The 23,339-nt window shown below is 63.3% G+C and carries 18 protein-coding genes; 7 read left to right on the top strand and 11 right to left on the bottom strand.

Annotated features, from left to right (window positions below):
- Nucleotides 1–65 precede the first annotated feature (65 nt).
- Nucleotides 66–650, top strand: a complete 585-nt coding sequence (locus tag CCICO_RS08255; RefSeq protein WP_018019315.1) for an AAA family ATPase — start codon at nt 66–68, stop codon at nt 648–650.
- On the opposite strand, the gene CCICO_RS08250 is transcribed toward CCICO_RS08255, so the two are convergent.
- Nucleotides 647–1,480, bottom strand: coding sequence for a hypothetical protein (locus CCICO_RS08250; RefSeq protein ID WP_018019314.1), 834 nt, complete (start codon nt 1,478–1,480; stop codon nt 647–649). The genes CCICO_RS08255 and CCICO_RS08250 overlap by 4 nt on opposite strands.
- A gap of 376 nt (nt 1,481–1,856) precedes the next feature.
- Between CCICO_RS08250 and CCICO_RS08245 the strand changes: the two genes are divergently transcribed.
- Nucleotides 1,857–2,138 (top strand): cg0963 family protein, encoded by a 282-nt coding sequence (locus tag CCICO_RS08245; RefSeq protein WP_018019313.1) that lies wholly within the window; start codon nt 1,857–1,859, stop codon nt 2,136–2,138.
- A gap of 15 nt (nt 2,139–2,153) precedes the next feature.
- Nucleotides 2,154–2,915 carry a precorrin-6A synthase (deacetylating) gene (gene cobF / locus CCICO_RS08240; protein ID WP_018019312.1) on the top strand — a complete coding sequence of 254 codons (762 nt, stop codon included), beginning with the start codon at nt 2,154–2,156 and terminating at the stop codon, nt 2,913–2,915.
- Between the two features lie 75 nt (nt 2,916–2,990).
- Here the strand turns inward: cobF and CCICO_RS08235 are convergent, their stop codons facing one another.
- From CCICO_RS08235 to CCICO_RS08220, 4 genes are all read right to left on the bottom strand, one after another.
- Entirely contained in the window at nt 2,991–3,236 is a 246-nt protein-coding gene (locus CCICO_RS08235; RefSeq protein ID WP_026161383.1) for a mycoredoxin, read from the bottom strand.
- A 37-nt stretch (nt 3,237–3,273) separates the two neighbouring features.
- Entirely contained in the window at nt 3,274–3,786 is a 513-nt protein-coding gene (locus CCICO_RS08230; RefSeq protein ID WP_018019310.1) for a dihydrofolate reductase, read from the bottom strand.
- Between the two features lie 23 nt (nt 3,787–3,809).
- Nucleotides 3,810–4,610: a thymidylate synthase gene (locus tag CCICO_RS08225; RefSeq protein WP_018019309.1), complete on the bottom strand. Its 801-nt coding sequence runs from the start codon at nt 4,608–4,610 to the stop codon at nt 3,810–3,812.
- Between the two features lie 122 nt (nt 4,611–4,732).
- Nucleotides 4,733–5,491 carry a 3'(2'),5'-bisphosphate nucleotidase CysQ gene (locus CCICO_RS08220; protein WP_018019308.1) on the bottom strand — a complete coding sequence of 253 codons (759 nt, stop codon included), beginning with the start codon at nt 5,489–5,491 and terminating at the stop codon, nt 4,733–4,735.
- Between the two features lie 34 nt (nt 5,492–5,525).
- On the opposite strand from CCICO_RS08220, the gene CCICO_RS08215 reads away from it, so the two are divergent.
- Nucleotides 5,526–10,418 (top strand): DEAD/DEAH box helicase, encoded by a 4,893-nt coding sequence (locus CCICO_RS08215; protein ID WP_018019307.1) that lies wholly within the window; start codon nt 5,526–5,528, stop codon nt 10,416–10,418.
- A gap of 59 nt (nt 10,419–10,477) precedes the next feature.
- Nucleotides 10,478–11,305 carry a DNA-formamidopyrimidine glycosylase family protein gene (locus tag CCICO_RS08210; RefSeq protein ID WP_018019306.1) on the top strand — a complete coding sequence of 276 codons (828 nt, stop codon included), beginning with the start codon at nt 10,478–10,480 and terminating at the stop codon, nt 11,303–11,305.
- On the opposite strand, the gene CCICO_RS08205 is transcribed toward CCICO_RS08210, so the two are convergent.
- The 4 genes from CCICO_RS08205 to CCICO_RS08190 form a co-directional block, all read right to left on the bottom strand.
- Nucleotides 11,302–12,534, bottom strand: coding sequence for an MFS transporter (locus CCICO_RS08205; protein WP_167540143.1), 1,233 nt, complete (start codon nt 12,532–12,534; stop codon nt 11,302–11,304). The two genes, CCICO_RS08210 and CCICO_RS08205, sit on opposite strands and share 4 nt — an antisense overlap.
- 178 nt (nt 12,535–12,712) lie before the next feature.
- Nucleotides 12,713–14,353 carry a glucose-6-phosphate isomerase gene (pgi, locus tag CCICO_RS08200; RefSeq protein ID WP_026161381.1) on the bottom strand — a complete coding sequence of 547 codons (1,641 nt, stop codon included), beginning with the start codon at nt 14,351–14,353 and terminating at the stop codon, nt 12,713–12,715.
- 274 nt (nt 14,354–14,627) lie between these two features.
- Nucleotides 14,628–15,341, bottom strand: a complete 714-nt coding sequence (locus CCICO_RS08195; protein ID WP_018019303.1) for a DUF1707 SHOCT-like domain-containing protein — start codon at nt 15,339–15,341, stop codon at nt 14,628–14,630.
- A 162-nt stretch (nt 15,342–15,503) separates the two neighbouring features.
- Nucleotides 15,504–17,555, bottom strand: coding sequence for a fructose-specific PTS transporter subunit EIIC (locus CCICO_RS08190; RefSeq protein WP_018019302.1), 2,052 nt, complete (start codon nt 17,553–17,555; stop codon nt 15,504–15,506).
- A gap of 260 nt (nt 17,556–17,815) precedes the next feature.
- On the opposite strand from CCICO_RS08190, the gene CCICO_RS08185 reads away from it, so the two are divergent.
- Nucleotides 17,816–19,297 carry an NAD-dependent succinate-semialdehyde dehydrogenase gene (locus tag CCICO_RS08185; RefSeq protein ID WP_018019301.1) on the top strand — a complete coding sequence of 494 codons (1,482 nt, stop codon included), beginning with the start codon at nt 17,816–17,818 and terminating at the stop codon, nt 19,295–19,297.
- 156 nt (nt 19,298–19,453) lie between these two features.
- Here the strand turns inward: CCICO_RS08185 and CCICO_RS08180 are convergent, their stop codons facing one another.
- Nucleotides 19,454–19,753 carry a chorismate mutase gene (locus CCICO_RS08180; protein WP_018019300.1) on the bottom strand — a complete coding sequence of 100 codons (300 nt, stop codon included), beginning with the start codon at nt 19,751–19,753 and terminating at the stop codon, nt 19,454–19,456.
- Between the two features lie 133 nt (nt 19,754–19,886).
- On the opposite strand from CCICO_RS08180, the gene CCICO_RS08175 reads away from it, so the two are divergent.
- Nucleotides 19,887–22,400: an ATP-dependent helicase gene (locus tag CCICO_RS08175; RefSeq protein WP_018019299.1), complete on the top strand. Its 2,514-nt coding sequence runs from the start codon at nt 19,887–19,889 to the stop codon at nt 22,398–22,400.
- A 195-nt stretch (nt 22,401–22,595) separates the two neighbouring features.
- Here the strand turns inward: CCICO_RS08175 and CCICO_RS08170 are convergent, their stop codons facing one another.
- Nucleotides 22,596–23,312 (bottom strand): M23 family metallopeptidase, encoded by a 717-nt coding sequence (locus tag CCICO_RS08170; RefSeq protein ID WP_018019298.1) that lies wholly within the window; start codon nt 23,310–23,312, stop codon nt 22,596–22,598.
- Between the last annotated feature and the right edge of the window lie 27 nt (nt 23,313–23,339).

The raw sequence follows: 23,339 nt of genomic DNA, 5'->3' as shown, positions 1-23,339 counted from the left end.
CGATGAGGTAGATTCTGCGGTTGGCTGGAGCGTTGTCCGAATTAGAGATAGAGAGGAGGAAGTGAGTGCAGGCCACAAAGGAGCAGATACGTCATGCGCAACGCATCCTTTTCTTCGGTGTTAGCGGTGCGGGAAAATCCACCACGGCGCGGCAGCTAGCTCAGGCGCGGGGCGTGCCGTTGATCGATGGCGATAGCGAAATCGGTTTTGTGCCCGCTGCCGATGCGCCGTGGACTACCAGAGATGAGCAGGATCAAAAGGAAATCGCCCGCAGTCTTCTTGCTGGAGATCGCTGGGTGCTTGATAGCGCGTGGGGCGCCTGGCGCGAGCATGCCCTAGACAGGGCAGAGATTGTGGTGTGCCTGGATTATTCTCGGGCCCGCACCTTCGCTCAGCTACTACGGCGCACCGTGAGGCGAGCATGCCACCGCACCACGGTGTGTAACGGGAATCAAGAATCGTGGCGGCAGTCGTTCTTCAGCCGCCAGTCCATCCTTGTGTGGCATCTGCAGACTTTCAGCCGGAAAAGAGGCCACATGCGCGCGTGGGAGGCTGACCCTACTGGGCCGGCGGTGGTGCGGGTAGGCAACCTCCGCGAACTTCGCGCGGCGCTCTCGCTAGCGACGCAGTGGTCCGAGTCGGCGGACTAGACGTCGGCGTCGCAGCGCAATGCCCACCCTGGCGGCACGGGATCGTTGGGCCACCAGCATTGGCTCGGAGAAACCTTCAAGGTGACGTGCTCGCCATCCTTGCCTGCCAAGTTCGTGCGTGCAGCATCCTCGGCGTTGTTGCCGATGCCAACTCGGTAGGTCTGGTCGAGGATTACTTGGGTGCCGTTCATGATGTTCATGCCGCGAACCACGCTGGGTTCATCGAGCTCGATGAAAAGCACTTTCGAGGTGACTGGCGTGCCAAAGGGGAAGATCTCACCGTAGGTGTCGAGGAACTCATCGCCGTCCAGATAGTGGACAACGCCGCTGATGGTCTGAGGCTCATCATCGCCCAGTTGGGGAAAATCAGCGGCCCCATCCTCACCCGGCTTCACGGTGCTGTCATACAACATCACCTCTGCGTCGTTACCACCGGTGCAGCGCACAACGTGATCGCCGCTGCACTTTAGGGTGTAGCTCTCCATGGTCACGGGAGACATTGCCTCAATACTGACTTCCGTGTTGCCGGTCTCTACCCACTGGGTGGCGAAGGCGTCGCGCACGTTCTTGGCAAACAGCTCGCTGGTGCTCGCGACTGGGGTGTAGCGCAGGTAGTCCTCCTCGCTGCGAGGTTCGTCCTTCGCCGGCTTGGTGGATGTAGACGTATCGGCGTCCACAACCTCTGTTTCTGTGGCGGTGACGGTGGCTGTACTGCCAGCTGCATCTGGGGCGGAATCATTCGAACCGCCACAGCCGGCAAGCAGTACAGCGGTGGTGCCGAGGACGGCGGTGGTGAGTGCTCTCGTGGTGGGTCGGGGTGTCAGGCGCACACGAGCTCCCTTCGTAGAGGCGGGCAATGATCCAGCGTGTACTGGATATATGGGGCCCAAGTCTAGCTAAGGTGCGGGTGATCCACAGTGAGAATGCGTGATTGATCTAGCCACTGCCGCCAAAGGTCCGCGGGATTGCAAGAGACGGGCGGCGGGGCATTTGTGCACCTCAACGGCGCTATGAAATGTGAATCGGGGCTGCGCTTAGCGGTGGATGGACGGTTGAGGTGTGCGCGTGTGGGGGTGGAAAGAACGTAACTTCGTGCCCGGCGTGGCCCACAGCGGGGGTGTATTGCACTAAAGCCGCGCATAAGTGGCAGCAAACGCCTACTGTTGTAGGTATTCAGATTTTCGTGACTGTATAGGTAGGTTCCCCATGTCTGCACGACCAACGTTTACTGACGTTCAGCGCCGCGATATCCGCGTGCACACTGTCATTGACCACGAAGTTCCGGTTCTCGCCGTGGATCAGATTCTGGAGGATGGCTCCACTAAGCGTCTGATGCTGCTGAATAAGTTTGACTCTAAGCAGCTGGCTGCTGCTTGTGAGCTCTACCTGCAGCAGATTTTCTCCGCAGCGTTCTCCGATCTGCACCACGGCCTCGATCCGCAGGAGATGGCGGAGCTCTTCGGCGCTCACGACGAAGAGGGCGAGTAAACCATTACCGCCACCATGAACGAGATGCACATTAGTGTGATCGGGATTGGCGCCGGAAGCCCCGGGCATATCACCCAAGACGCAATCGCCGCGCTGGCTAGCGCAGATTGCGTCTTGAGTCTTGATAAGGGAGAAGACAAAGCCGAGCTGATGGCGGTGCGTGAGCGCATTATCGCGGCTCATGCCCCGCATGTACGGCTTGTGAGCATCCCCGATCCGCCCCGCGACCGCCACCCCGAGAACTACCGCGAGGAAGTCAAACGCTGGCACCGCGCCCGCGCGCAGCGTATCGATGCCGCCTTAAGCGAGCACCTACCCGCAGGCGGCACCGCCGCATTCCTCGTGTGGGGCGATCCTTCCCTTTACGATTCCACGCTGCGTATCTTGGATTCGTTGGAGACGCCACACAGCCGCTCGATATATCCGGGTATCACGGCAATCCAGGCGCTCACTGCAGCGCACGGAATCCTGCTTAATCGGATCGGTGAGGCCATTCATGTCACCACCGCCCGCAGACTGGCAGCCACTAGTGCTGATGATCGGGCGAACTGCGTGGTGATGCTCGATGGGGGAGCAGGGTGGATGGAACACTACACAGAAAACACCGTGATCTATTGGGGCGCCTATCTCTCCACGGACTGGCAGGTACTGCGCCGCGGTAGAGTCAGTGAGATCGGTGCCGAGATCGCCGAGCTGAAACAGCAGCTGCGCGCCGAGCACGGCTGGATAATGGATATCTACCTGCTGCGCGAGGAAAATCCCTCGCCCCAGCAATAAGCACAACACAAGGGCGGGGATCCCCACAGTCGAATGTGGTGAGATCCCCGCCCTTGCGGTGTATAAACGGGGTGTTTAGCCGAGCTCCTCGAGCTTGGCACGCACCTCGGAGGCAGCTGGGTTGGTGGCGGTCGAACCATCGGAGTACTTCACGGTGGGCACGACACGGTTGCCGTCATTAACAGACTCCACCCAGGCGGCAGCCTCGGAGTCCTGCTCCACGTCGATCTCGTCGAAGGGAGTATTAGTACGGTTCAAAGCCTTCTTCAGGCGCTGACAAAAAGGGCACCACGAGGTGGTGTACAAAGTTACATTAGCCATAGTCTCTACTGTGCCACATCTGCGCGTTCACCCGCACTCATGGGGCATCTATTGCGGCTGCAGTCCGCTGATAGCTGCGGAAGCAGTAGCGCCAGCCGCCAGAGGAGTCACGCCAGCCGCTGTCCGAGCACAACTCGAAGTCCTCGGGCAGCGCGGGGGCGTACACCGCGGCAGCGCCGAGTGTGGGGGCGAGGGTGGCGTCGATAAGCGTGATCTCAACCCGCTCACAGCGATCGAGCACAGCCTGATAGATGCTGCCGCCGCCCATTACCCACAGGGTGTCGCACTCGGGCAGGGTGTGTAGATCGGGCAGCACCTCGGCGCCAGTGGACCACTGTCCGGGCGCGCGGGTGGAAACCACTAGGTTGCGCCGGCCCGGCAGGGGGCGCACCGCGGGCGGCAGGGACTCCCAGGTTGCGCGCCCCATGAGCACAGGATGGCCAGAGGTGATCTCTTTGAAATGGGCGAGATCCTCGGGAATATGCCAGGGCATATCGCGGCCGTCGCCGATGACCCCGTCAAGGGACTGCGCCCAGATAGCGCCGATCATCCACCTACTCCTTTCCGCGCCGGCTATACCGCCACCTGGCCACGAATGGCTGGGTGCGGGTCGTAGCCGATGATCTCGATATCGGAGAAGTCGTAGTCAAACATGGACTCTGCCTTGCGCAGCTGAAGCTGCGGGTAGGGGCGGGGCTCGCGCTCAAGCTGGGTGCGAACCTGCTCGACGTGGTTGGAATAGATATGGCAATCGCCGCCGGTCCACACAAACTCGCCCACTTCGAGGCCTGCCTGCTGCGCGAACATGTGGGTGAGCAGGGAGTAGGAAGCGATGTTGAAGGGCACACCGAGGAACATATCGGCGCTGCGCTGATAAAGCTGGCAGGAGAGCCGACCATCTGCAACATAGAGCTGGAAAAGCAAATGGCAGGGCGGAAGGGCCATGGCTTCTAATTCGGAGACATTCCAAGCGCTCACAATGGTGCGGCGGGAATCCGGGTTGGTACGCAAGGTGTCTACGGCTTGGGCAATCTGATCAATGTGCCCGCCGTGGGGTGTGGGCCAGCTGCGCCACTGCACACCGTAGATCGGGCCGAGATCGCCATTTTCATCCGCCCACTCGTCCCAAATGCTCACGCCGTGCTCGTGCAAGAAACCCACATTGGAATCGCCGCGCAAAAACCACAACAGCTCACCAATGATCGATTTCATGTGCACCTTTTTGGTGGTGATCAGCGGGAAAGACTCCGCGAGATTAAACCGCATCTGCTGGGCAAACAGGCTGATGGTTCCGGTGCCGGTACGGTCATCCTTGACGGTGCCCTGCTCGAGAATGGTGCGGAGAAGATCTTCATAAGGCGTCTCGATACTCATAGACGCCAAGCATACTTAGAGCACCCTGGAGACGCGTGTTTGCCGTCTGCTCCCACGGCGAAGCCCCGCACAGGCCTGTAGGCGGTGCGGGGCAGAAAAACGCGCTGAAAGCAGACGGGCGTTTAGTAGGAGCCGTTTTCCTCGAGATACTGCGCGGCAAGCTGCAGGATCTCATCCTTGATGTCGGGGCGGCAGATCACCATGTCCGGCATGTAGGTGTCACGGTTGTTGTAGGTCGGCTCGGAGCCGTCGAGGCGGGAGCAGTGTAGGCCAGCAGCCTGGGCCACGCCCACCGGTGCGGCGGAGTCCCACTCGTACTGGCCGCCGGCGTGGATGTAGGCATCGGCATCGCCGAGGAGCACAGACATGGCCTTCGCCCCGGCCGAGCCCATGGGGGTGATCTCGCAGCCCATCTTCTCGGCGATGAAGGTGCCCACCTTCGGCGGGCGGTTCTTGGACAACACAATCTTGTAGGGGCGCGGGCCCATCACGGCCTTGGCGTCGGAGGAGTCGAACACCACGCCCAGATCGGGCAGGCCCACGGCGGCGTGGATGGGGCGGCCGTTTTCTACCAGCGCGATGTGCACCGCCCAGTCTTGGCGCCCGGTGGCGAATTCCTTGGTGCCGTCGAGCGGGTCGATGATCCACACGCGATCCTTGCCGAGGCGCGCAGGGTTATCGGCGGCCTCCTCGGAGAGGAAACCATCCTCGGGGCGGTGCTGCTCGAGCACGCGCGCGATCCAGTTTTGGGCAAGCTCATCGCCGGCGTCGCCGAGGTTGCGGCCTCGCAGGACGCCAACATTACGGACGCCCTTGAGGATCTCTCCGGTTCCCTGGGCGAGGCGGTGGGTCAAAATGGCATCATCAATGTGCGCAGTCATGCCCCTTAGCTTAATGGTTTGGTTTGATGGTTACATGACCGCTCAGATCCTGCAGAAATTCCACCCCGTGGTGGCACGCTGGTTTGCCGATGTCTTCGCCGCTCCCACGGCGGTGCAGGCCGCCGCGTGGGAGTCTATTTCCGCAGGACACAACGCTCTCGTGGTGGCGCCTACCGGCTCGGGCAAGACGCTATCGGCCTTCTTGTGGGCGCTGAACACGCTGGTGAGCCGGGAAGAGCACGCTCCTAAGCCCGATGAGCAGCCGCTGCCTTTGCGCGGGGTGGAGGCGCCAGGGCGCGTGGAGGTGAGCGAGGACGGCGTGCGCGTGCTCTATATCTCACCGCTGAAGGCGCTGGGGGTGGATGTGCAGAACAATCTGCGCGCGCCCTTGAAGGGGATTGAGACAGCCGCCGCGCGCGAGGGGGTGCGGCTGCACGGGGTGAGCGTGGGTGTGCGCTCCGGCGATACCCCACAAGCAGAGCGGGCACGCCAAGTGCGCAACGCCCCCGATGTGTTGATCACCACCCCAGAGAGCCTCTATCTCATGCTCACCTCGAAGGCGGCGTCGATCTTAAGCGACGTGGACACCGTGATCATCGATGAGATCCACGCGCTCGCCGGCACTAAACGCGGCAGCCACCTGGCGCTTTCGCTGGAGCGGCTCGAGCGCATCACTGAGCATGAGGTACAACGCATTGGGCTGTCGGCCACGGTGCGTCCCATCGAGACGGTGGCGCGCTTTCTCGGCGGCGACCGCGATGTCGATATCGTGGCACCACAGGCCAGTAAGCAGTGGGATCTCAGCGTGCGGGTGCCCGTGCCCGATATGTCGGATCTGCCCGTACCGGAGCGCGGCTCGAGCATCGGGGAGGCCACCATTGATGACCCCCTAGGGATTACGTCTCCGCTTGTCGACGATCCCAGCCCGCACACCGCCGCTGCCGAGGACTCTACGGACACCCCCGAGCTACCGAGCTTTGACGATGCCGCCATAGAATCGGCGCTGCCGCAGCAAGCCAGCATTTGGCCCTTCATCGAACAGCAGCTCTACGAGCAAGTCATGGCGGCTAGGTCCACCTTGGTGTTTGTGAACTCCAGGCGCAGCGCGGAGCGGCTCACCTCCCGCATCAACGAGCTCTACGCCGCCGAACACCAGCCCGAGGCGCTCAGCGCGGCGCGCCGGCGCGATCCCGCCCAGCTGATGAAATCCACCGATATCGCCGGTGAGGCCGAGGCGATCATCGCCCGCGCCCATCACGGCTCGGTGAGCAAAGACGAACGCGCCCACACCGAGGCGGCGCTGAAAAGCGGTGAACTGCGCTGCGTCGTGGCCACCTCCTCCCTCGAACTCGGCATCGACATGGGCGCGGTGGATCTGGTGATCCAGGTGGAATCCCCGCCCTCGGTGGCCTCCGGCCTGCAGCGTGTGGGCCGCGCCGGGCACCGCGTGGGGGCGGTATCGCGGGCCACCTTCTATCCCAAACACCGCAGCGATCTGGTGGACTCCGCCGTGGTGGTGGAGAAGATGCGCGCCGGGTTTATCGAGGCCCTCAGCGTGCCAACCAACCCCCTTGATGTGCTGGTGCAGCAGACTATCGCCGCCACGGTGAGCGGGGATATTCACGTCGACGACTGGTTCGACACAGTCCGCCGAGCCTATCCCTATCGCAGTCTCGATCGCTCGGTCTTCGATTCGGTGATTGATCTCGCCAGCGGGGTGTATCCCTCCACCGATTTCGCCGAGCTCAAACCACGGGTGAACTTCGATCGTGTCAGCGGCATGCTCTCCGCCCGGCCCGGCGCCCAGCGGGTGGCTGTGACCAGCGGTGGCACCATTCCCGATCGGGGCATGTTCGGGGTGTTTTTGGCCGGCGGTGGTGAGTCCGGGCCGCGGCGTGTGGGCGAGCTGGACGAGGAGATGGTCTACGAATCCCGGGTGGGGGATGTGTTTACTCTCGGCGCATCGAGTTGGCGGATCGAGGAGATCACCAGGGACCAGGTGCTGGTGACTCCCGCCCCGGGGCATACTGGACGGTTGCCTTTTTGGGGCGGCGATAGCCCGGGCCGTCCAGCGGAGCTGGGGGTGATGATCGGCGAGTTTCTGCGACGTGTGGCCGATGATCCGCAGGTGCTCGAGAACACGGATTTAGATCAGTGGGCCAAAGACAATCTCACAGCATTTATCCGCGAGCAACAGCAGGCCACGGGCATGGTTCCGGACGAGCGCACCCTCTTGGTGGAGCGCTTTAGTGATGAGCTCGGCGATTGGCGGGTGGTGTTGCACTCACCCTATGGCCGCGGCGTGAATGCCGCGTGGGCGCTGGCGGTGGGGGCGCGCATCGCCGAGCAGAGCGGCATTGATGCCCAGGCCGTGGCCGGCGATAACGGCATCGTGCTGCGCCTGCCAGCCATGGACACCGAGCCCGGGCCGGAGTTGTTTAGCTTCGATAAGGATGAGATCAGCGATCTCGTGGCCGAGCAGGTGGGTAACTCGGCACTATTTGCCTCCCGTTTCCGCGAGTGTGCCGCCCGCGGGCTGCTCCTGCCGCGGCGCAACCCCGGCAAGCGGGCGCCATTGTGGCAGCAGCGGCAGCGCGCCGCCCAGCTGCTGGACGTGGCGCGCAAATATCCGTCTTTCCCCATCATTTTGGAGACAGTGCGCGAATGTCTGCAGGATGTCTACGACCTCGAGGCGCTCACCGCCTTGATGGGGGACATCGAGCAGCATCGCGTGCGCATCGCCGAGATCACCGTGGAGCAGCCCAGCCCCTTCGCCTCCTCGCTGATGTTCAACTACACCGGCGCGTTCATGTACGAAGGCGATACCCCGCTGGCGGAAAAACGTGCCGCTGCGCTGTCACTGGATCCCGATCTGCTGGCCAAGCTCTTAGGCAAGGTGGAACTGCGGGAGCTGTTGGATCAGGACATCATCGCCGAGGTACACGCCCAGCTGCAGCACACCGCCGATAGATGGCGGGCGCGCACTCCTGAGGCACTGATCGATATCCTCCGCGAAATCGGGCCGATCCCCTTAGCGCAGCTGGATCGTCACGCTGATTTTCCTGCCGCATGGGAGCAGCTAGCCTCAGCCCAGCAGGTTATGGAGGTGCGCATCCAAGGAACCCCGCATGCCGCGCTGGCCACCGATGCCGCGTTGCTGCGCGACGGGCTCGGGGTGCCAGTGCCACCGGGGGTGGGCGCGGACCCAGCCACCATCGACGATGCCGTGGATCAGCTGGTGCGCCGCTTCGCCCGCAGCCGCGGCCCCTTTACCGCCGCAGAGCTGGCCAGTGCTTTCGGCATCGGCATCAGTGTGGCCGCCACCGCAGCCAGCCGCAATGGGGCAGTCGAAGGACACTACCGAGTTGGAGTCGAGGAGCAGGAGTATGTGGATCGCGGGGTGCTGAAGAAGCTGCGCACCCGCACGTTGGCGAAGGTCCACAGCCAGATCGAACCGGTGAGCCAACGCGCCTATGCCGCCTTCTTGCCCGAGTGGCACAGCATCGCCGAAACCGGCGGCTATCCCAAGCTGCGCGGTGCCGATGGGGTGTTTGCCGTGTGCGAGCAGCTGGCCGGGGTATTCTTGCCCGCCAGCGCCTGGGAGTCGCTGGCGTTTCCGCTGCGTGTAAGCCGATATTCACCCACCGACCTCGATGAACTCACCCAAAACGGCGAGGTGCTGGTGCTGTGCCGCGGCCTCGCAGGCGCCCGCGACCCGTGGGTGAGCCTCATCCCCGCCGATTATGCCGCGCAGCTGATAGAAGAACCCGCCGAGCACACCCTCAGCACCACCGAGACCGCGCTGCTTACAGCGCTCGACTCCGGCGGCGCCTTCCTCTTCACCGAGCTATTGAGCTATCTCGCGGACTACACCGACGAGCTGGGGGTGGAGTTGCCCGCAGCCGAACGCACCCCAGAGGTGGTGCGCGATAGCCTCTGGTCTCTCATGGAGAAATCCCTAGTCAGCCCTGAGGGTTTCGCGCCCCTGCGGGCGCGGCTCGCCGGCACCGCCTCCAAGGGCTCCACCGCGCACCGGGCGACACGCCGGCCCAACCGCTCCCGGCTACGCATGGGGCGCACTAGCTTTGCTCACAGTGTCAATAGCCAGCGCGCCGGGGCGAGCACCCAACCGACGGATGTACCAGGCCGGTTCATTCGCGCCATCGAGCCGGCTGATCCCGCCACCGAGGCCACTGCCCGCGCGGTGGCCCACGGCGAGGCCTGGCTTGATCGCTATGGGGTGGTCACCCGCGGCTCGATCCAGTCGGAGGAGGTGCTCGGCGGTTTCGCACTGGCCTATAAGGTGCTGCGCTCTTTTGAAGAAACCGGCAAAGCCACCCGCGGCTACATCATCGACGGCCTCGGCGGCGCCCAGTTTTCCACCTCTGCGGTGGTGGATCGGGTGCGCGCCACCCGCGAGGATGCCCTGTACCTCATGGCCGCGGCGGATCCCGCCAACCCCTATGGCGCGGCGCTCGACTGGCCGGGCACCGGCTTTAGCCGCACCGCGGGCGCGATGGTGGTGCTGCGCGGCGGGCAGCTGCTGGGCCATCTCAGCCGCGGCGGCAAGACGCTGCGCATCCCCGAAGACATTGAGGATGTGGAGGCCGCGCTGAGCGATATCGACGCCGCCTTGCTGCACGCCACCCAGCTCACCTCGGTGAAGCCGGTGGTGGTGGAAAAGATCAACGGCGCGAGCGTATGGGACTCGCCGTTGCTGCCGGCCGTGCGGGCCGCGGGGCTGACCATCACGCCCAAGGGGGTGCGCATCGGCTTTAGCCGCGGCAGCGCCGAAGAGAGCAAGCGGCGCGGCAGGGATCTCGCCGATGCGGTGGAGGCAGTGGAGCGCAATGCGTTTCGCCGCCCCTCCTCACCTTCTTCTCCCAGCCGCCGTGGCCCCTTCGGCGCTGGAGGTCCGCGCCGCTAACAGCATCCGGCACTGTTGCTACACTGCCACGCAGACCACGAGGGGAGAGAGGAGCAACAATGCCTGAGGGCGATTCTGTATTTCAGCTCAGCCGCCGGCTGCAGTTTATGACTGGTCGGCGAGTGCTGGGCTGCTCCCTGCGGGTGCCGCGCTGGGCCACCACGGATGTCAGCGGTTCCACCGTGGCGGGCGTGTGGCCCTATGGCAAGTACCTCTTCATGGATTTCGGGGAGCAGATCCTGCAGACCCACCTAAAAATGGAAGGCACTTGGCGGGTGGGGCTGAAAGGAGATCGCTGGTCCACACCCGGGTGGAAGGCCAGGGTGGTGCTGGAGCTGGAGGGCGCGCCTGAATATCCCCGCCCCATCGAGGTGGTGGGCTTTGAGCTTGGCATGGTGAAGGTGCTGCCCAGCGCCGACTACGCGGCGGCCATCGCGCATCTCGGGCCGGACGTGTTGGGCGAGAACTGGGATGAACAGGAAGCGTGCGAGCGCATTGCTCGCCGCCCGGAGCGCGCCATCGGCGCGGCACTGCTGGATCAACGCAACCTCGCCGGGGTGGGAAACGAATACCGCGCCGAGATCTGCTTTCTCGCCGGGCTGCATCCAGCCACCCCGGTATCAGAGGTGGATGTGGCCAAGGTGGTGCGGATTACTCGACGGTTAATGTGGGCCAATCGTTTAGCGACCAAGAGGGTGAGCACCGGCATCAACCGCATCGGCGAGACCGCCTATGTCTTCGGCCGCTACGCCCGCCCCTGCCGCCGCTGTGGCAGCCGCATCGAGAAGGACTTTCTCGGCGGTGTGGATCGCGGCGGGGACGAAGGCGAGCTAGAGCGGGTCATCTGGTTCTGCCCAACCTGCCAGCCGATTTCACACGCTGGCTAATCGACGCCACCCAGCTGTGTTTCAACATCGGTATTGCGGGTAGCGAAGAAGGTACCGATACCGACCAGCACCGTCGCGATCACCGTCATGCCCACGGGGACGATCCAGCTCGAGGTGGCGTCGTGAAGCGTGCCGAATAGCAGCGGCCCCACGGCGGCGATGGTATAGCCGCCGCCTTGCCCAAAGCTGGATAGGGCGGTGGCGCCGGCGGTGGTGCGGGCACGCAGATTCACCAGGGTGAGCGCGGTGGGGAAGGATAGCGGGCCTACTCCTGAGAGAGTGATCCACAGCCACGGCGCGGACATTGGATGCAGGGCCATCCCCACATTGCCCACGATGAAACACAGCAGACACAGCGCCACCACGGGGAAAGGATCGCGCAGGCGCGCGGCAATCCAGGGCCCGACGATCGAGAGCAGCAGCCCCAACCCGGACCAATAGGAAAGCATGAGCGCAGCGAAATGCACGCTGGCGCCGCCATCGATGTACATCTGCGGGATAAACAGCATGAAGGAGAAGGTGGAAAAGCTCGTCATGCCGAACATCACCACCAGGCCTCGGCCGATCGAGGTGCGGTGCACCGGCAAGCTGCTGCGTCGCTTCGCGGCCTCGGCGGCCGCCTTGCTCCGCGCCAAACCCAGAAGGGGCGACCACGCGGCGGCCGCGATCAGCGCGGGGATGAGCCACACCCCGAGCGCGAACTGCCAGCCGGCGATTCCGCCGCGGCCATCGAGCGACTCCGCCAGCGGTTCAGAAAACAGCGGGGCGCTCATCATGCCGATCTGCATGCAGACCATGTAGACGATCGATAGTTGTGGCACTCGGCGAGGGAAGAAGGCCCGCAAGGCCACCGGAATGACGGCATTGGTGATGCCGATGGCAAACAACCCGAAGAAGGTGCCGGCCAGCAACAGCAGGGTAGACGGGCCTAGGACGCGCAGCAGTTGGCCGGTGGCGGTGGCGAGCATCGCCATGCACAGCGTTTGCGCCGAGGTGAATCTGCGGAGCATCCACGGGCTGGACAAGGCGGCCAGAGCGAACGTCACGGTGGGGGCCATGCCGATGACACCGAGGATGACGCCACTGAGCCCCAGGCTGGCGTCGATGCGCGGCAGCAGCGGGGGCAGGGCGGTGACAAGAGCGCGCAGGTTGAGTGCGCTCAACACAATCGCGCTCGCAGCGATCAACGCGATACGGCGGTTCGGCTGGGGTGCAGTGGTGGCAGTCACAGCAGCCACACTACGCCAGAGCATCACCTAGTGAGAAGTTGGGCACACAAAACTTCCCACCTGGTGGTATTTCTGCAGCGTGCTGTTGGTGCAGAGGCACCGACGCCCACCGCGGCCAGCCCGAAGGTGGCAGTCGGTGGGCGGGAGAGGGCGCAGCCGCAATGCTGCGCGGGCGGCGTTAACGCTTCGAGCGGTAGAAGCTGATCAGCGCATCCGTGGAGGCATCGCCCGAGTTGGGCTCCTGCTCGCCGGAGACAGCCGGGGCCAGATCATTAGCCTGCTGTTTGCCCAGCTCCACACCCCACTGGTCGAAGGAGTTGATATCCCAAATCACGCCCTGGGTGAACACGATGTGCTCGTACAGCGCGATGAGAGCGCCGAGCGCGAAGGGGGTGAGCTCCTCGGCGAGGATGGTGGTGGTGGGGCGATTGCCCGGCATGAGCTTGTGGGTGACCAGCTCGGTGGGCACGCCCTCCTCGAGCAGCTCCTCGTAGGTCTTGCCGAAGGCCAGCACCTTGGTTTGGGCAAAGAAGTTGCCCATGAGCAGATCGTGCATCGAGCCCTCGCCGGTGGCGGTCGGCAGATCCTCCTTGGGGCGGGCGAAGCCGATGAAGTCCGCCGGCACCATGCGGGTGCCCTGGTGCATCAGCTGGTAGAAGGCGTGCTGGCCATTGGTGCCCGGCTCGCCCCAGTAGATCTCACCGGTATTGGTGGTCACCGAGGTGCCATCGTGGCGCACAGACTTACCATTGGACTCCATGGTCAGCTGCTGCAGATAGGCGGGGAAGCGGGACAGATCCTCCGAGTAGGGCAGCACCGCGTGGGTTTCCGCGCCGAAGAAGTCCGCGTACCACACGCCCAACAGGCCCATGAGTGCCGGAACATTGCTCTCCAGCGGGGTAGTGCGGAAGTGGGTGTCCATGGCGTGGAAACCCTCGAGGAAGCGCATGAAGTCCATGGGGCCGATCACAGCCATCAGCGACAGGCCAATGGCGGAATCCACCGAATAGCGGCCGCCGACCCAGTCCCAGAACCCGAACATGTTATCGGTATCGATGCCGAACTCGGCCACCTTCTCCGCATTGGTGGACACCGCCACGAAGTGCTTGGCCACCGCAGACTCATCGCCATCGAACTTCTCCAGCAGCCAGCGCTTCGCGGCATGGGCATTGGCCAGGGTCTCCTGGGTGGTGAAGGTCTTAGAAGCCACAATGAACAGCGTGGATTCCGGATCCACCTGCTCGAGAACCGCGCTCATATCGGCGGGGTCCACATTGGAGACAAAGTGGGCGTTGATGCCGGCGGTCGCGTAGGTGCGCAGCGCCTTAGTGGCCATCGCCGGGCCTAAGTCGGATCCGCCGATACCGATATTCACCACGGTCTTAATGGTGTGACCGGTGTGGCCTAGCCACGATCCCGAACGCAGGGCCTGAGCGAAGTCGCGCATGCGCCCCAGCACCTCGTGCACATCGGCGGCAACATCCTGGCCGTCGACCTCGAGGGAATCCTCCACCGGCATGCGCAGCGCGGTATGCAGCACGGCGCGGTCCTCGGTGTTGTTGATGTGGGCGCCGCTAAACATCTGCTCGATTTTCTCCGGCAGACCGGCCTCGCGGGCCAGCTGCACCAGCAGCTGCAGGGCCTCATCGTCTACGAGGTTCTTAGACAGATCCACGTGCAGGTCGGCGGCAGAGAAGGTGAGCTTCGAGACGCGCTCATCGTCGCGGGCGAATAGCTCGCGCAGGCTGGTCTCGCTCAGCTCATTGCGGTGAACGGACAGCGTGTTCCACGTTTCGGTCTTGGTGATATCCATCGACACTTTTTCTCTAACGCTCCTTGATATATGGGATCTCTGCGATTGTGGGGCGAGCCGCTGCGTGAGTGTGCGGCGCGGGTAGGGCCCGCTTGCCGCGGCAGCTGAGCTCGCCACTCTAGGTGTAATGCTAGCGAGACGCTGCCCGTTCTGCTGGCCCCTGAAACGCCGGTGGGAGCAAGGGTGCAGGTGGCGCGGCGAGGCTGTGGTGAAAATCCCACATAATCGGACATTGAATGCCTGTGTGGCGTGGGATGCTCGACGCGCCGCGGGCCCTGGCCTAGTGCCGATCTGGGGCGACTACTACCTCGCAGCTGCCGCAGAGAACGAAACCGTTGATGGTCACAGAGGGGGCATGGGCTGGAAGCGTGGCAGGGTTGATCTGGACCTTATTCTTGACCTTCAGCGAACAGTCCCCGAGCACGGTGGTGGGGTTCATAATCACGCGCATGCCTTCGGGGACGATGATCTCGCAGCCGCCGAACATCACATTTACTGTGATGGTGGTGTGCGCAGACACCAAGGGGGTAGAGCGCAGATCGAAGGTGCTGCCGCTGAACACCACCACCGTATCGTGCTGGGAGGCGAGAGTGCTCCCGCCGGAAAAGGAGTTCGCGCCACACAAACTAAAGGACTGTGCAGCCCCAGTGCCGCCGATCACGCGCTGATTCACTCGGTCCATCGCGGCCCGTGCGGCATCTCCCGACTCGGCCGGGCGGGCCGGTGCACCCTCGTGAGCGGGGCTGGATGCCGGCTGGAGCGAAGGATGCGGGCCTAGGCCGTGCTGGTGGTAGCCGCCTAAATCCGCGATGAGCGGGCCGAGCTCATCAATAAAACGACTGGTTGAGGCTTGTGTGGAGCGCTCGTCGAACTCGGAATAGTCCAGCCGCCCATCCGCATAGGCTTGGGCAAGGTGGTCGAGGACGCGAGATCGATCGTGGTCACTGGCGCGAAGCCGTGGCGGTTGACCATCAGACGGAGTGGCGTGAGTCATAGTCTGAGTCTAAAGCACACGTGCCCAGAAATTGCGGCATACCGGTGGCCATCGTTGGCTGGTGGCTTATCGACGCCATCTTGAAACACGCATCACCGGCGGGCGAGAGGGATCCTCGTTAATCCGCCGGTGATGGGGCTACTGCGTGCTCTACCGTGTGCTCTACTGCATGGCGCTGCGAATGATGTCTACTGCATCCTCTGAGCTGTCGGTGTGAAGCAGCTGGGCGCGGAAATCCTCGCGCATCGTGGCGCGCGCCAGCTTGGACAAAATCCGCAGATGTTGCTGGCCCGCATCATCCGGGGCGGCGATGAGAAACACGAGACGGCTTCGGTGGTCCGGATCCTCATCCCATGCCACACCCGGCTCGGGCAGGCGGGCAAACGCCAGGCTGGCTGTAGCCACACCAGTGCAGCGGGCGTGGGGAATGGCCACGTGATGTCCCACAGCAGTGGTGGACTGCGCCTCGCGGGCTAATGCCGCCTGAACCACCTGCTGTTCATCGGTGATTCGGTCCTGGGCCGCGGCCGCATGCACCAAGGCGCCAATGATCTCGCGCGGGGTGCTTTCGCTGGAAAGATCATCAAGGCTAATCATCTCGGTGGTGATGAGTTCAGCGGCCTCGGCGGTGTCATTGTCCTGGCGCTGCGAGGTGGGCGCCGGTGCGGCTGCGGGAGCCGAACTGGGGGCGTCTGCGCGCGCTGCGGTGGCTGCGGCTGCGGTGGTTGCGGCTGCGCCGACCGTGGCGGGCTGGGTGGCGGGTGCATCGGCAGTAGGGGAGCCGTCGCCGGTGGTGGAAGTGTCCGGCTGGTGGCGTCGAGAAATGCGCACCAGCACCAGCAACAGCCCGGCGGTGACGGCGATGCCGGCGGTAAGAGCGATGAAGAATCCGAGGGTGTTATCGACCGCGCCGAGCAGGGCCACGATCGGGCCACCGTGCATTACGTTGTCTTCCACCTTGAACAACCCGGCTACGGCGCCGGCCACAGCACCACCGGCCACGTTGGCGGGGATCACCTGCAAGGGGCGTGCCGCCGCCAGCGGGATCGCGCCTTCGGTGATGCCGAAAAAGCCCATGAATAGCGCGGCAATACCCGAGTCGCGTTCGGTGCCGGTGAACCAGCTGCGGCGAATCAGAGTGGCCACACCTACGGCCAGAGGCGGCACGGCGATCGCCGCAGCCACCATCCCCATGGGGGCGGCGTTACCGCTGGCGATCATGCCACCGCCGAAGAGGAAAGCTGTTTTATTAAAGGGCCCGCCCATATCGAAGGCGATCATGGCACCCAAGATGGCGCCGAGCACAATGACAGAGGCGCCATCAAGGGAAGACAACCAGTGGGAGAGGGCCTCGAAGAGCGCCGAGATGGGTCCGCCAAGAACGTAGACGAACAACATGCCGACGATCAGGGTGGTGAAGATCGGGATCACGATCACCGGCATGATGGCAGCCAAGTATTTACCCACGGGGATCTTCTTGATCGCCAAGGCCACATATCCGGAGAGGAAGCCGGTGATGATGCCGCCGATGAATCCGGCACCCGCGTCGGAGTTATACAGCGAGCCGGTGACGGCGATCATGCCGGTGACAAAACCTGGAGCCAACCCGGGCCGTCCAGCGATACCGGAGGCAATATAGGCGGAGAGCACCGGCACCATCAGGCTGAAGGCGAGGGCGCCGATTGAGCTGAGCATGAACCAGAAGGAATCCTCGGGGATGGCGAGACCTTCGGGCGTGGGCTCGCCGCCAAGCGACAGCGAGACCGCGATGAGCAGACCACCGGTGACCACGAAGGGCACCATGTGCGATACGCCGTTCATCAGTGCCTGATACAGCTGGCGTCGAAGCGGTTCATTGTTCGGGGTGCTATCACTGTGCTCGTGCTGGCCACTACCGGTAAAGACACTGGCAGACTGGGCGCGCTCGAGTACCCCGGCGGGATCTTTGATGGCGGCATCGACAGAGGTGCTGAGGAGTTTCTTTCCTTCGAAGCGGCCCTTGTCAATGACGGTGTCTGCCGAGATGAGGACCGCATCGGCGGCGGCGATCTCTTCGGTGGTGAAGGTGTCCTCGACCCCGACTGAGCCGTGTGTTTCCACACGCAGCTCGATGCCCATGTCCTTTGCGGCTGCCTCGAGATTCTCGGCGGCCATGTAGGTGTGGGCGATTCCGGTGGGGCAGGCTGTGATGGCTAGCACTCGTGGTGCGTCCATGTCGCGTGCATCTCTCATAGGACGTAGGATAACACCGCGCTGTGCTGGGCTGAGCAGGCGGGATCGCCTCTCAACGGGGGTTGCCGGCACGTGCGGATTCACTTGGCTACTCGCTGGCCTGCTCGGCTTGGGCGGCGCTTCGTTCAGCCGCGTTCACTGGCAATCAGTCTGCGGCGAGCTGTGGGTGGGATGCTTCTTACACAGCCGGCCGGCGTGAAAGGTGGTGGCGCTTGTATCGGTGCGGGGGCATAGTGGTGCCTATGAGTATTGATCTAGATGCAGTCATCTCCGATTGTCCCACCCAGCTGTTTATTAATGGCGAGTTTGTTGATGCCGTCTCTGGCGAGACCTTTGAGGTAGAAAACCCCTCCGATGGAAGCGTGTTGGCCACCGTGGCGAAGGCGGGCACAGAAGATGCCACCAAGGCCTTGGATGCTGCCTGCGCCGTGCAGCAGGAGTGGGCGGCTACCGCCCCGCGCGAGCGCGCCGAGATTCTGCGCCGCGCCTTCGAGTTGCTTAGCGAGCGGGGCGAAGAGCTGGCCTACATCATGTCCGCCGAGCTGGGGCGTGCCCTGCCGGATTCGCGCGGCGAGGTCACCTACGGTGCCGAGTTCTTCCGCTGGTTCGCCGAGGAAGCGGTGCGCATCACCGGCGATTACCGCATCACTCCCGCCGGCGGTGGGCGAGTAGTAACTACCCAACAGCCCGTGGGGCCGGTACTGGCGATCACCCCGTGGAATTTCCCGCTGTCGATGGGCACCCGCAAGATGGGGCCTGCGCTGGCCTCCGGGTGCACGATGGTGCTCAAGCCGGCCTCGAAGACGCCGTTGACCATGCTGTATCTAGCCCGCGTGCTCAAGGAGGCGGGCCTGCCGGATGGCGTGGTCAACATTATCCCCGGCTCGGGTTCTGCGGCGTCCTCGCTGCTGGAGGATTCGCGCCTGCGCAAGTTCACCTTTACTGGCTCGACCGAGGTGGGCCAATCGCTGCACGCCACCGCCGCTGAGCACTCCCTGGGCACCAGCCTCGAGCTGGGCGGCAACGCGCCGTTTATCGTCTTGGAGGACGCCGACCTCGACAAGGCCGTCGAGGCCGTGAAGGTAGCGAAGATGCGCGGTGCCGGCCAGGTGTGCATCGCCGCCAACCGTTTCATTGTGCACGAGAAGCTTTACGACGCCTTCTGCGAGCGCGTAACCGAGCTGATGGGCACCTACACCGTGGGACGCGGCACCGATGAGGGTGTGACCGTGGGCCCGCTGTCTGGAGACGATCAGGTGGAGACCGTTTCGGAGCTGGTCAATGACGCCATCGCCCAAGGCGCGCGTGTACTGGCCGGGGGCAGCGTCTATGAGCTCGAGGAGGAGCTGCAAGAGAAGGGCTCCTACTTCCCGCCCACGGTGCTGGCCGATGTGCCGCGTTCGGCGCGCATGGCCACCGAGGAAATCTTCGGCCCTGTGGTGGCGATCTACAAGGCGAGCTCGGATCAGGACGCCATCGATTTTGGCAACGACACCATCTTCGGACTCGCCGGCTATGTCTTCTCTGAGAACCTCGAGCGTGCCCTCGGCGCGGGCGAGGCAATGCAGGTGGGCATGGTGGCCATTAACAAGGGCGCGATCTCTGATCCTTCCGCCCCCTTCGGCGGAGTCAAGCAGTCCGGTGTGGGCCGCGAAGGCGGTTTCGAAGGAATCAATGAATATCTCGAAACCAAGCTCATGGCACTGCCGGAGGCGCGCCTGTAGAGCCAGAGCTGAGGGGCTAAATAGGGGCGGGCATCCACATCACGCACTGGTGGTGTGGATGCCCGCCTTTCGTCTTGTATCCCAGCGGGGCTTAGCGCCTGCGCCGCCGCCTTTGATTTGGCCGAGTTCGAGTGTGCCGCGTTTGAGTGCGTCGCGCTAGAGTTTGCCGCGGCCGAGGCGCAGCAGAATGCCGGCGAGTTGGGGTCCTTCTTCGCCGAGCTGCTCGCGGAACTGGTTGATGATGGCCACTTCGCGGGTGTGCACCAACCGGGTGCCGCCGGATCCCATCCGTGTCTTGCCGATGGCTTGGGAGATGGCGGTGCGGCGCTGGATGGATTCGATAATGACCTTGTCGAGGCGGTCGATTTCCTTGCGATACTGCTGGATCTCGGCATCGGAGAGCGGATCATCAGTGCCCGAGGGCATACGGATTTCAAAATCTTCAGCAGAACTCATAGCAGTATTGTGCCACAGCGCCCAGCACTAGCCGGTATGTGCTGGGACAATGCGGCATAAACACTCGGCGGCTAGAGGCGGTGGGGATGTTCGCATAGCGGTGTCCGAGGCAACGAGTAGGTTAGAAGACACTATGTCGAATTCTCCCTTTAGTCCGCGTAGCTCTCAGTCCTCTTCTTTTTCCCCCTCTGCCCGGCTGGCATCCATGAGCCCAGCCGCTGGGCGGGCCGCATCTGATGCGCCGCAGGCGCGGTCGGAGGCGATTGTTCAGGGGCTGAATCCGCAGCAGCGTGAGGCAGTGCTGCACAGCGGATCGCCACTGTTGATTGTGGCCGGTGCGGGCTCTGGCAAGACCGCCGTGCTCACCCGCCGCATCGCTTATTTGTTGGCCGAGCGCGGTGTTGCTCCGTGGCAGGTGCTGGCTATTACCTTTACTAATAAGGCCGCCGCCGAGATGCGCGAGCGAGTATTGGATCTGGTGGGCCCAGCCGCGCAGCAAATGTGGGTGTCTACTTTCCACTCCACCTGCGTGCGCATGCTGCGCCAGAATGCGCATCTGGTACCCGGGCTGAATTCCAATTTCACTATTTATGATGCTGATGATTCTCGCCGGCTCATCGGCTTGGTGGCGAAGGATATGCAGCTCGACGCGAAGCGTTTCCCGCCGAGGCAGGTGGCTAATGCGATCTCGCAGTGGAAAAACGAGCTGGTGCGCCCTGATCAAGCGGCAGCCGATGCAGAGCGCACGCACAACCCTTATGAAGAAACCCATTCCGCGGTGTATCGGGAATACAACCGCCGGCTGCGCCAGGCCAACGCGGTAGATTTCGATGACCTCATTTTCGAGATGGTGGCTATTTTGCGTAACCATCCCGAGGTGGCGCAGCACTATCGTTCCCGTTTCCGCCACGTCTTGGTAGACGAGTATCAGGATACGAACCACGCCCAGTACGTGTTGGTGGCGCAGCTGGTAGGGGCAGACACCGAGCATCCTTCCGAGCTGTGTGTGGTCGGTGATGCCGATCAGTCGATCTATGCGTTCCGCGGCGCCACCATTCGCAATATCGAGGAGTTCGAGCGCGACTTCCCCCAGGCCCGTACCGTTGTGCTGGAGCAAAACTATCGCTCCACCCAAAACATTCTCAGTGCAGCTAATGCGGTGATCGCGCAGAATGAGGGCCGCCGCGAGAAAAAACTCTGGACCTCAGAGGGCAGTGGGCCGAAGATCACCGGCTATGTGGCGGATAATGAGCACGACGAGGCCTCCTATATCGCCTCCGAAATCAACCGGCTGCTCGATGAAGGCCACAGCGCCGATGAGGTGGCGGTAATGTATCGCACCAATAACTCCTCCCGCGCACTGGAGGATGCGTTCATGCGCTGCGGCATCACCTACCGAGTGGTGGGCGGTACTCGCTTCTACGAGCGCAAAGAGATCCGCGATATTGTGGCTTATCTGCGAGTATTGGATAACCCCGATGATGATGTCTCCATTCGCCGCATCATCAATACCCCGCGCCGTGGCATCGGCGATCGGGCCGTGGCTTTTGTGGATCTTCACGCGTCCAATAACCAGATTCCCTTTTCGCAGGCGCTTATCGACGCCGGCGAGGGCACAGTAGATCTCCTCGGCGGGCGCGGCCGCAATGCTATCGCCCGCTATAACGAGATGATGGACGGGCTGCGCGCCCGCATGGCAGAAATCACGGCCGAGGACGAGATCCCGGCAATCGGAGACATCATTTCCGATGTTCTCGACGCCACGGGCTATAAGCACCAACTAGAAAAGTCCAACGATCCCCAGGATGCCACCAGGCTGGACAACCTCAATGAGCTGGTCTCTGTGGCCCGCGAGTTCACCTCTGAGGTGATGAACCAGAAAGCCTATGCAGAAATGGATGGCGGATCCCTCGAGGTAGAGCAAGGCGAGCCCGCGCCGGGCAGCCTCCAAGCCTTCCTCGAGCGGGTGTCCCTGGTGGCCGATGCAGATCAGCTGCCCGATGAGGATGAGGGTGTGGTCACGCTCATGACCCTCCACACCGCGAAGGGACTGGAGTTTCCCACCGTGTTCCTTATCGGTTGGGAGGATGGGCAATTCCCGCATATGCGTAGTCTCGGCGATCCGGCGGAGCTCGCCGAGGAGCGGCGCCTAGCCTATGTGGGAATCACCCGAGCGCGGCGGCAGCTGTTTATCACCCGCGCCATGGTGCGTTCGGCGTGGGGCAAGCCAATGAATAACCCGCCTTCGCGCTTTCTCAACGAGATCCCCTCCGAGTTGATCCACTGGGAGAGAGAAGAGCCTCAGCCACAATCGGCGTGGGGTGCGGGCTCGGGCATGGGATCCGGCGGATGGTCGGATTCCGGCTATGGGGCCTCTTATAGCTCTGGGCCTGGCCGCGCTTCGAGCACCAGGTATGGCGCGCCGCAGCAGTCTCAATCGCGCCCGAGTACTCCCACCCCGAAGCGGCACCTGAATAAGAACCTGTCTCTGAGCGCCGGTGACCGAGTGAATCACGACAAGTATGGCCTTGGCACCGTGGTTGCCGTGGAAGGAGTGGGGGTGCGGGCAACCGCCACTATTGACTTCGGCTCTAGCGGCACCGTGCGCCTGATGCTGCTCGGCGGGGTGCCCATGGAGAAGCTCTAGGCCGCTACTGCGGCTTCTGAAGGGCAGTGGGCCTCTAGCTTGCCTGCTGCCCTCTATTTCTTGGCTCTCTGCAGTGTAGGGCGCACTGGGCAGACTCTCCAGGGAAGTGGTGCATACAAGAAAACCCGCGGCGGTGTGGTGACACGCTGCGGGTTGTGAATATGGCTGAGCTTATGCGCTCGGGGTGGGGCCTGCTTAGACGTTGATGCCCAAGTTGGACAGCCACGGCACGGGATCGATGGGTCCGCCGCCGCCCGGGTGAACTTCGAAGTGCAGGTGGGAGCCGGTGGAGAAACCACGCGAGCCCATGCCGGCGATACGCTGGCCGGCGGTGACCTTCTGACCCACGGCGACCTCAACGGTCTCCATGTGGCCGTAGACGGTGATGGTGCCATCGTCGTGCAGCACGCGCACCCAGTTACCGAAGCCGGAGGCCGGACCGGCATCGATCACGGTGCCATCCAGCACGGAGACGATGGAGGTGCCCACGGCGTTGGCAATATCGATGCCGTTGTGCATCGTGCCCCAGCGGGGGCCGAAGGGGGAGGTGAAAGCGCCTTCGGCGGGCTTGGCTGCCTTCGGAGCGCGGGCCGCGGCATCGGCGGCGAGACGATCCTTGGTGAACTTCAGGGCGGTCTGCACCTGGTTGCTCAGATCCTCTACCGGCTTGTACTCGGCGATGGCGAGGATCTGCGGCTGAGCGTCAGGCAGAGCGGTGGCCGGATCAGCGGCCAGCTCGAAATTAGCGGACTCAGGCTGAGAATCAGCGGTGGTGGCAGCGACGGCAGCGCCGCCAGCTCCCGCAACGGAAACAGCGCCAGTAGCAAACGCCACTGCAGCAACGCGGCCCTTAGCGGTCGCGCTCATCGCAGTGGAGCGGTGCTTGGCATGTGCCCGAGTCTGAGTCTGCATGAGCCCTCTTTCTGTGCCTAACTGGAG

This window comes from Corynebacterium ciconiae DSM 44920, assembly GCF_030440575.1.
GTDB classification, from domain to species: domain Bacteria; phylum Actinomycetota; class Actinomycetes; order Mycobacteriales; family Mycobacteriaceae; genus Corynebacterium; species Corynebacterium ciconiae.
This window is presented reverse-complemented; position numbering and strand designations above follow the sequence as displayed.

Coding starts and splice junctions, on each gene's coding strand:
- CCICO_RS08180 (WP_018019300.1), bottom strand. CDS start 19,753: ATGAGTTCTGCTGAAGATTTTGAAATCCGTATGCCCTCGGGCACTGAT.
- cobF (WP_018019312.1), top strand. CDS start 2,154: ATGAACGAGATGCACATTAGTGTGATCGGGATTGGCGCCGGAAGCCCC.
- CCICO_RS08245 (WP_018019313.1), top strand. CDS start 1,857: ATGTCTGCACGACCAACGTTTACTGACGTTCAGCGCCGCGATATCCGC.
- CCICO_RS08195 (WP_018019303.1), bottom strand. CDS start 15,341: ATGACTCACGCCACTCCGTCTGATGGTCAACCGCCACGGCTTCGCGCC.
- CCICO_RS08235 (WP_026161383.1), bottom strand. CDS start 3,236: ATGGCTAATGTAACTTTGTACACCACCTCGTGGTGCCCTTTTTGTCAG.
- CCICO_RS08190 (WP_018019302.1), bottom strand. CDS start 17,555: ATGGACGCACCACGAGTGCTAGCCATCACAGCCTGCCCCACCGGAATC.
- CCICO_RS08210 (WP_018019306.1), top strand. CDS start 10,478: ATGCCTGAGGGCGATTCTGTATTTCAGCTCAGCCGCCGGCTGCAGTTT.
- CCICO_RS08170 (WP_018019298.1), bottom strand. CDS start 23,312: ATGCAGACTCAGACTCGGGCACATGCCAAGCACCGCTCCACTGCGATG.
- CCICO_RS08175 (WP_018019299.1), top strand. CDS start 19,887: ATGTCGAATTCTCCCTTTAGTCCGCGTAGCTCTCAGTCCTCTTCTTTT.
- CCICO_RS08225 (WP_018019309.1), bottom strand. CDS start 4,610: ATGAGTATCGAGACGCCTTATGAAGATCTTCTCCGCACCATTCTCGAG.
- CCICO_RS08215 (WP_018019307.1), top strand. CDS start 5,526: ATGACCGCTCAGATCCTGCAGAAATTCCACCCCGTGGTGGCACGCTGG.
- CCICO_RS08230 (WP_018019310.1), bottom strand. CDS start 3,786: ATGATCGGCGCTATCTGGGCGCAGTCCCTTGACGGGGTCATCGGCGAC.
- CCICO_RS08185 (WP_018019301.1), top strand. CDS start 17,816: ATGAGTATTGATCTAGATGCAGTCATCTCCGATTGTCCCACCCAGCTG.
- CCICO_RS08220 (WP_018019308.1), bottom strand. CDS start 5,491: ATGACTGCGCACATTGATGATGCCATTTTGACCCACCGCCTCGCCCAG.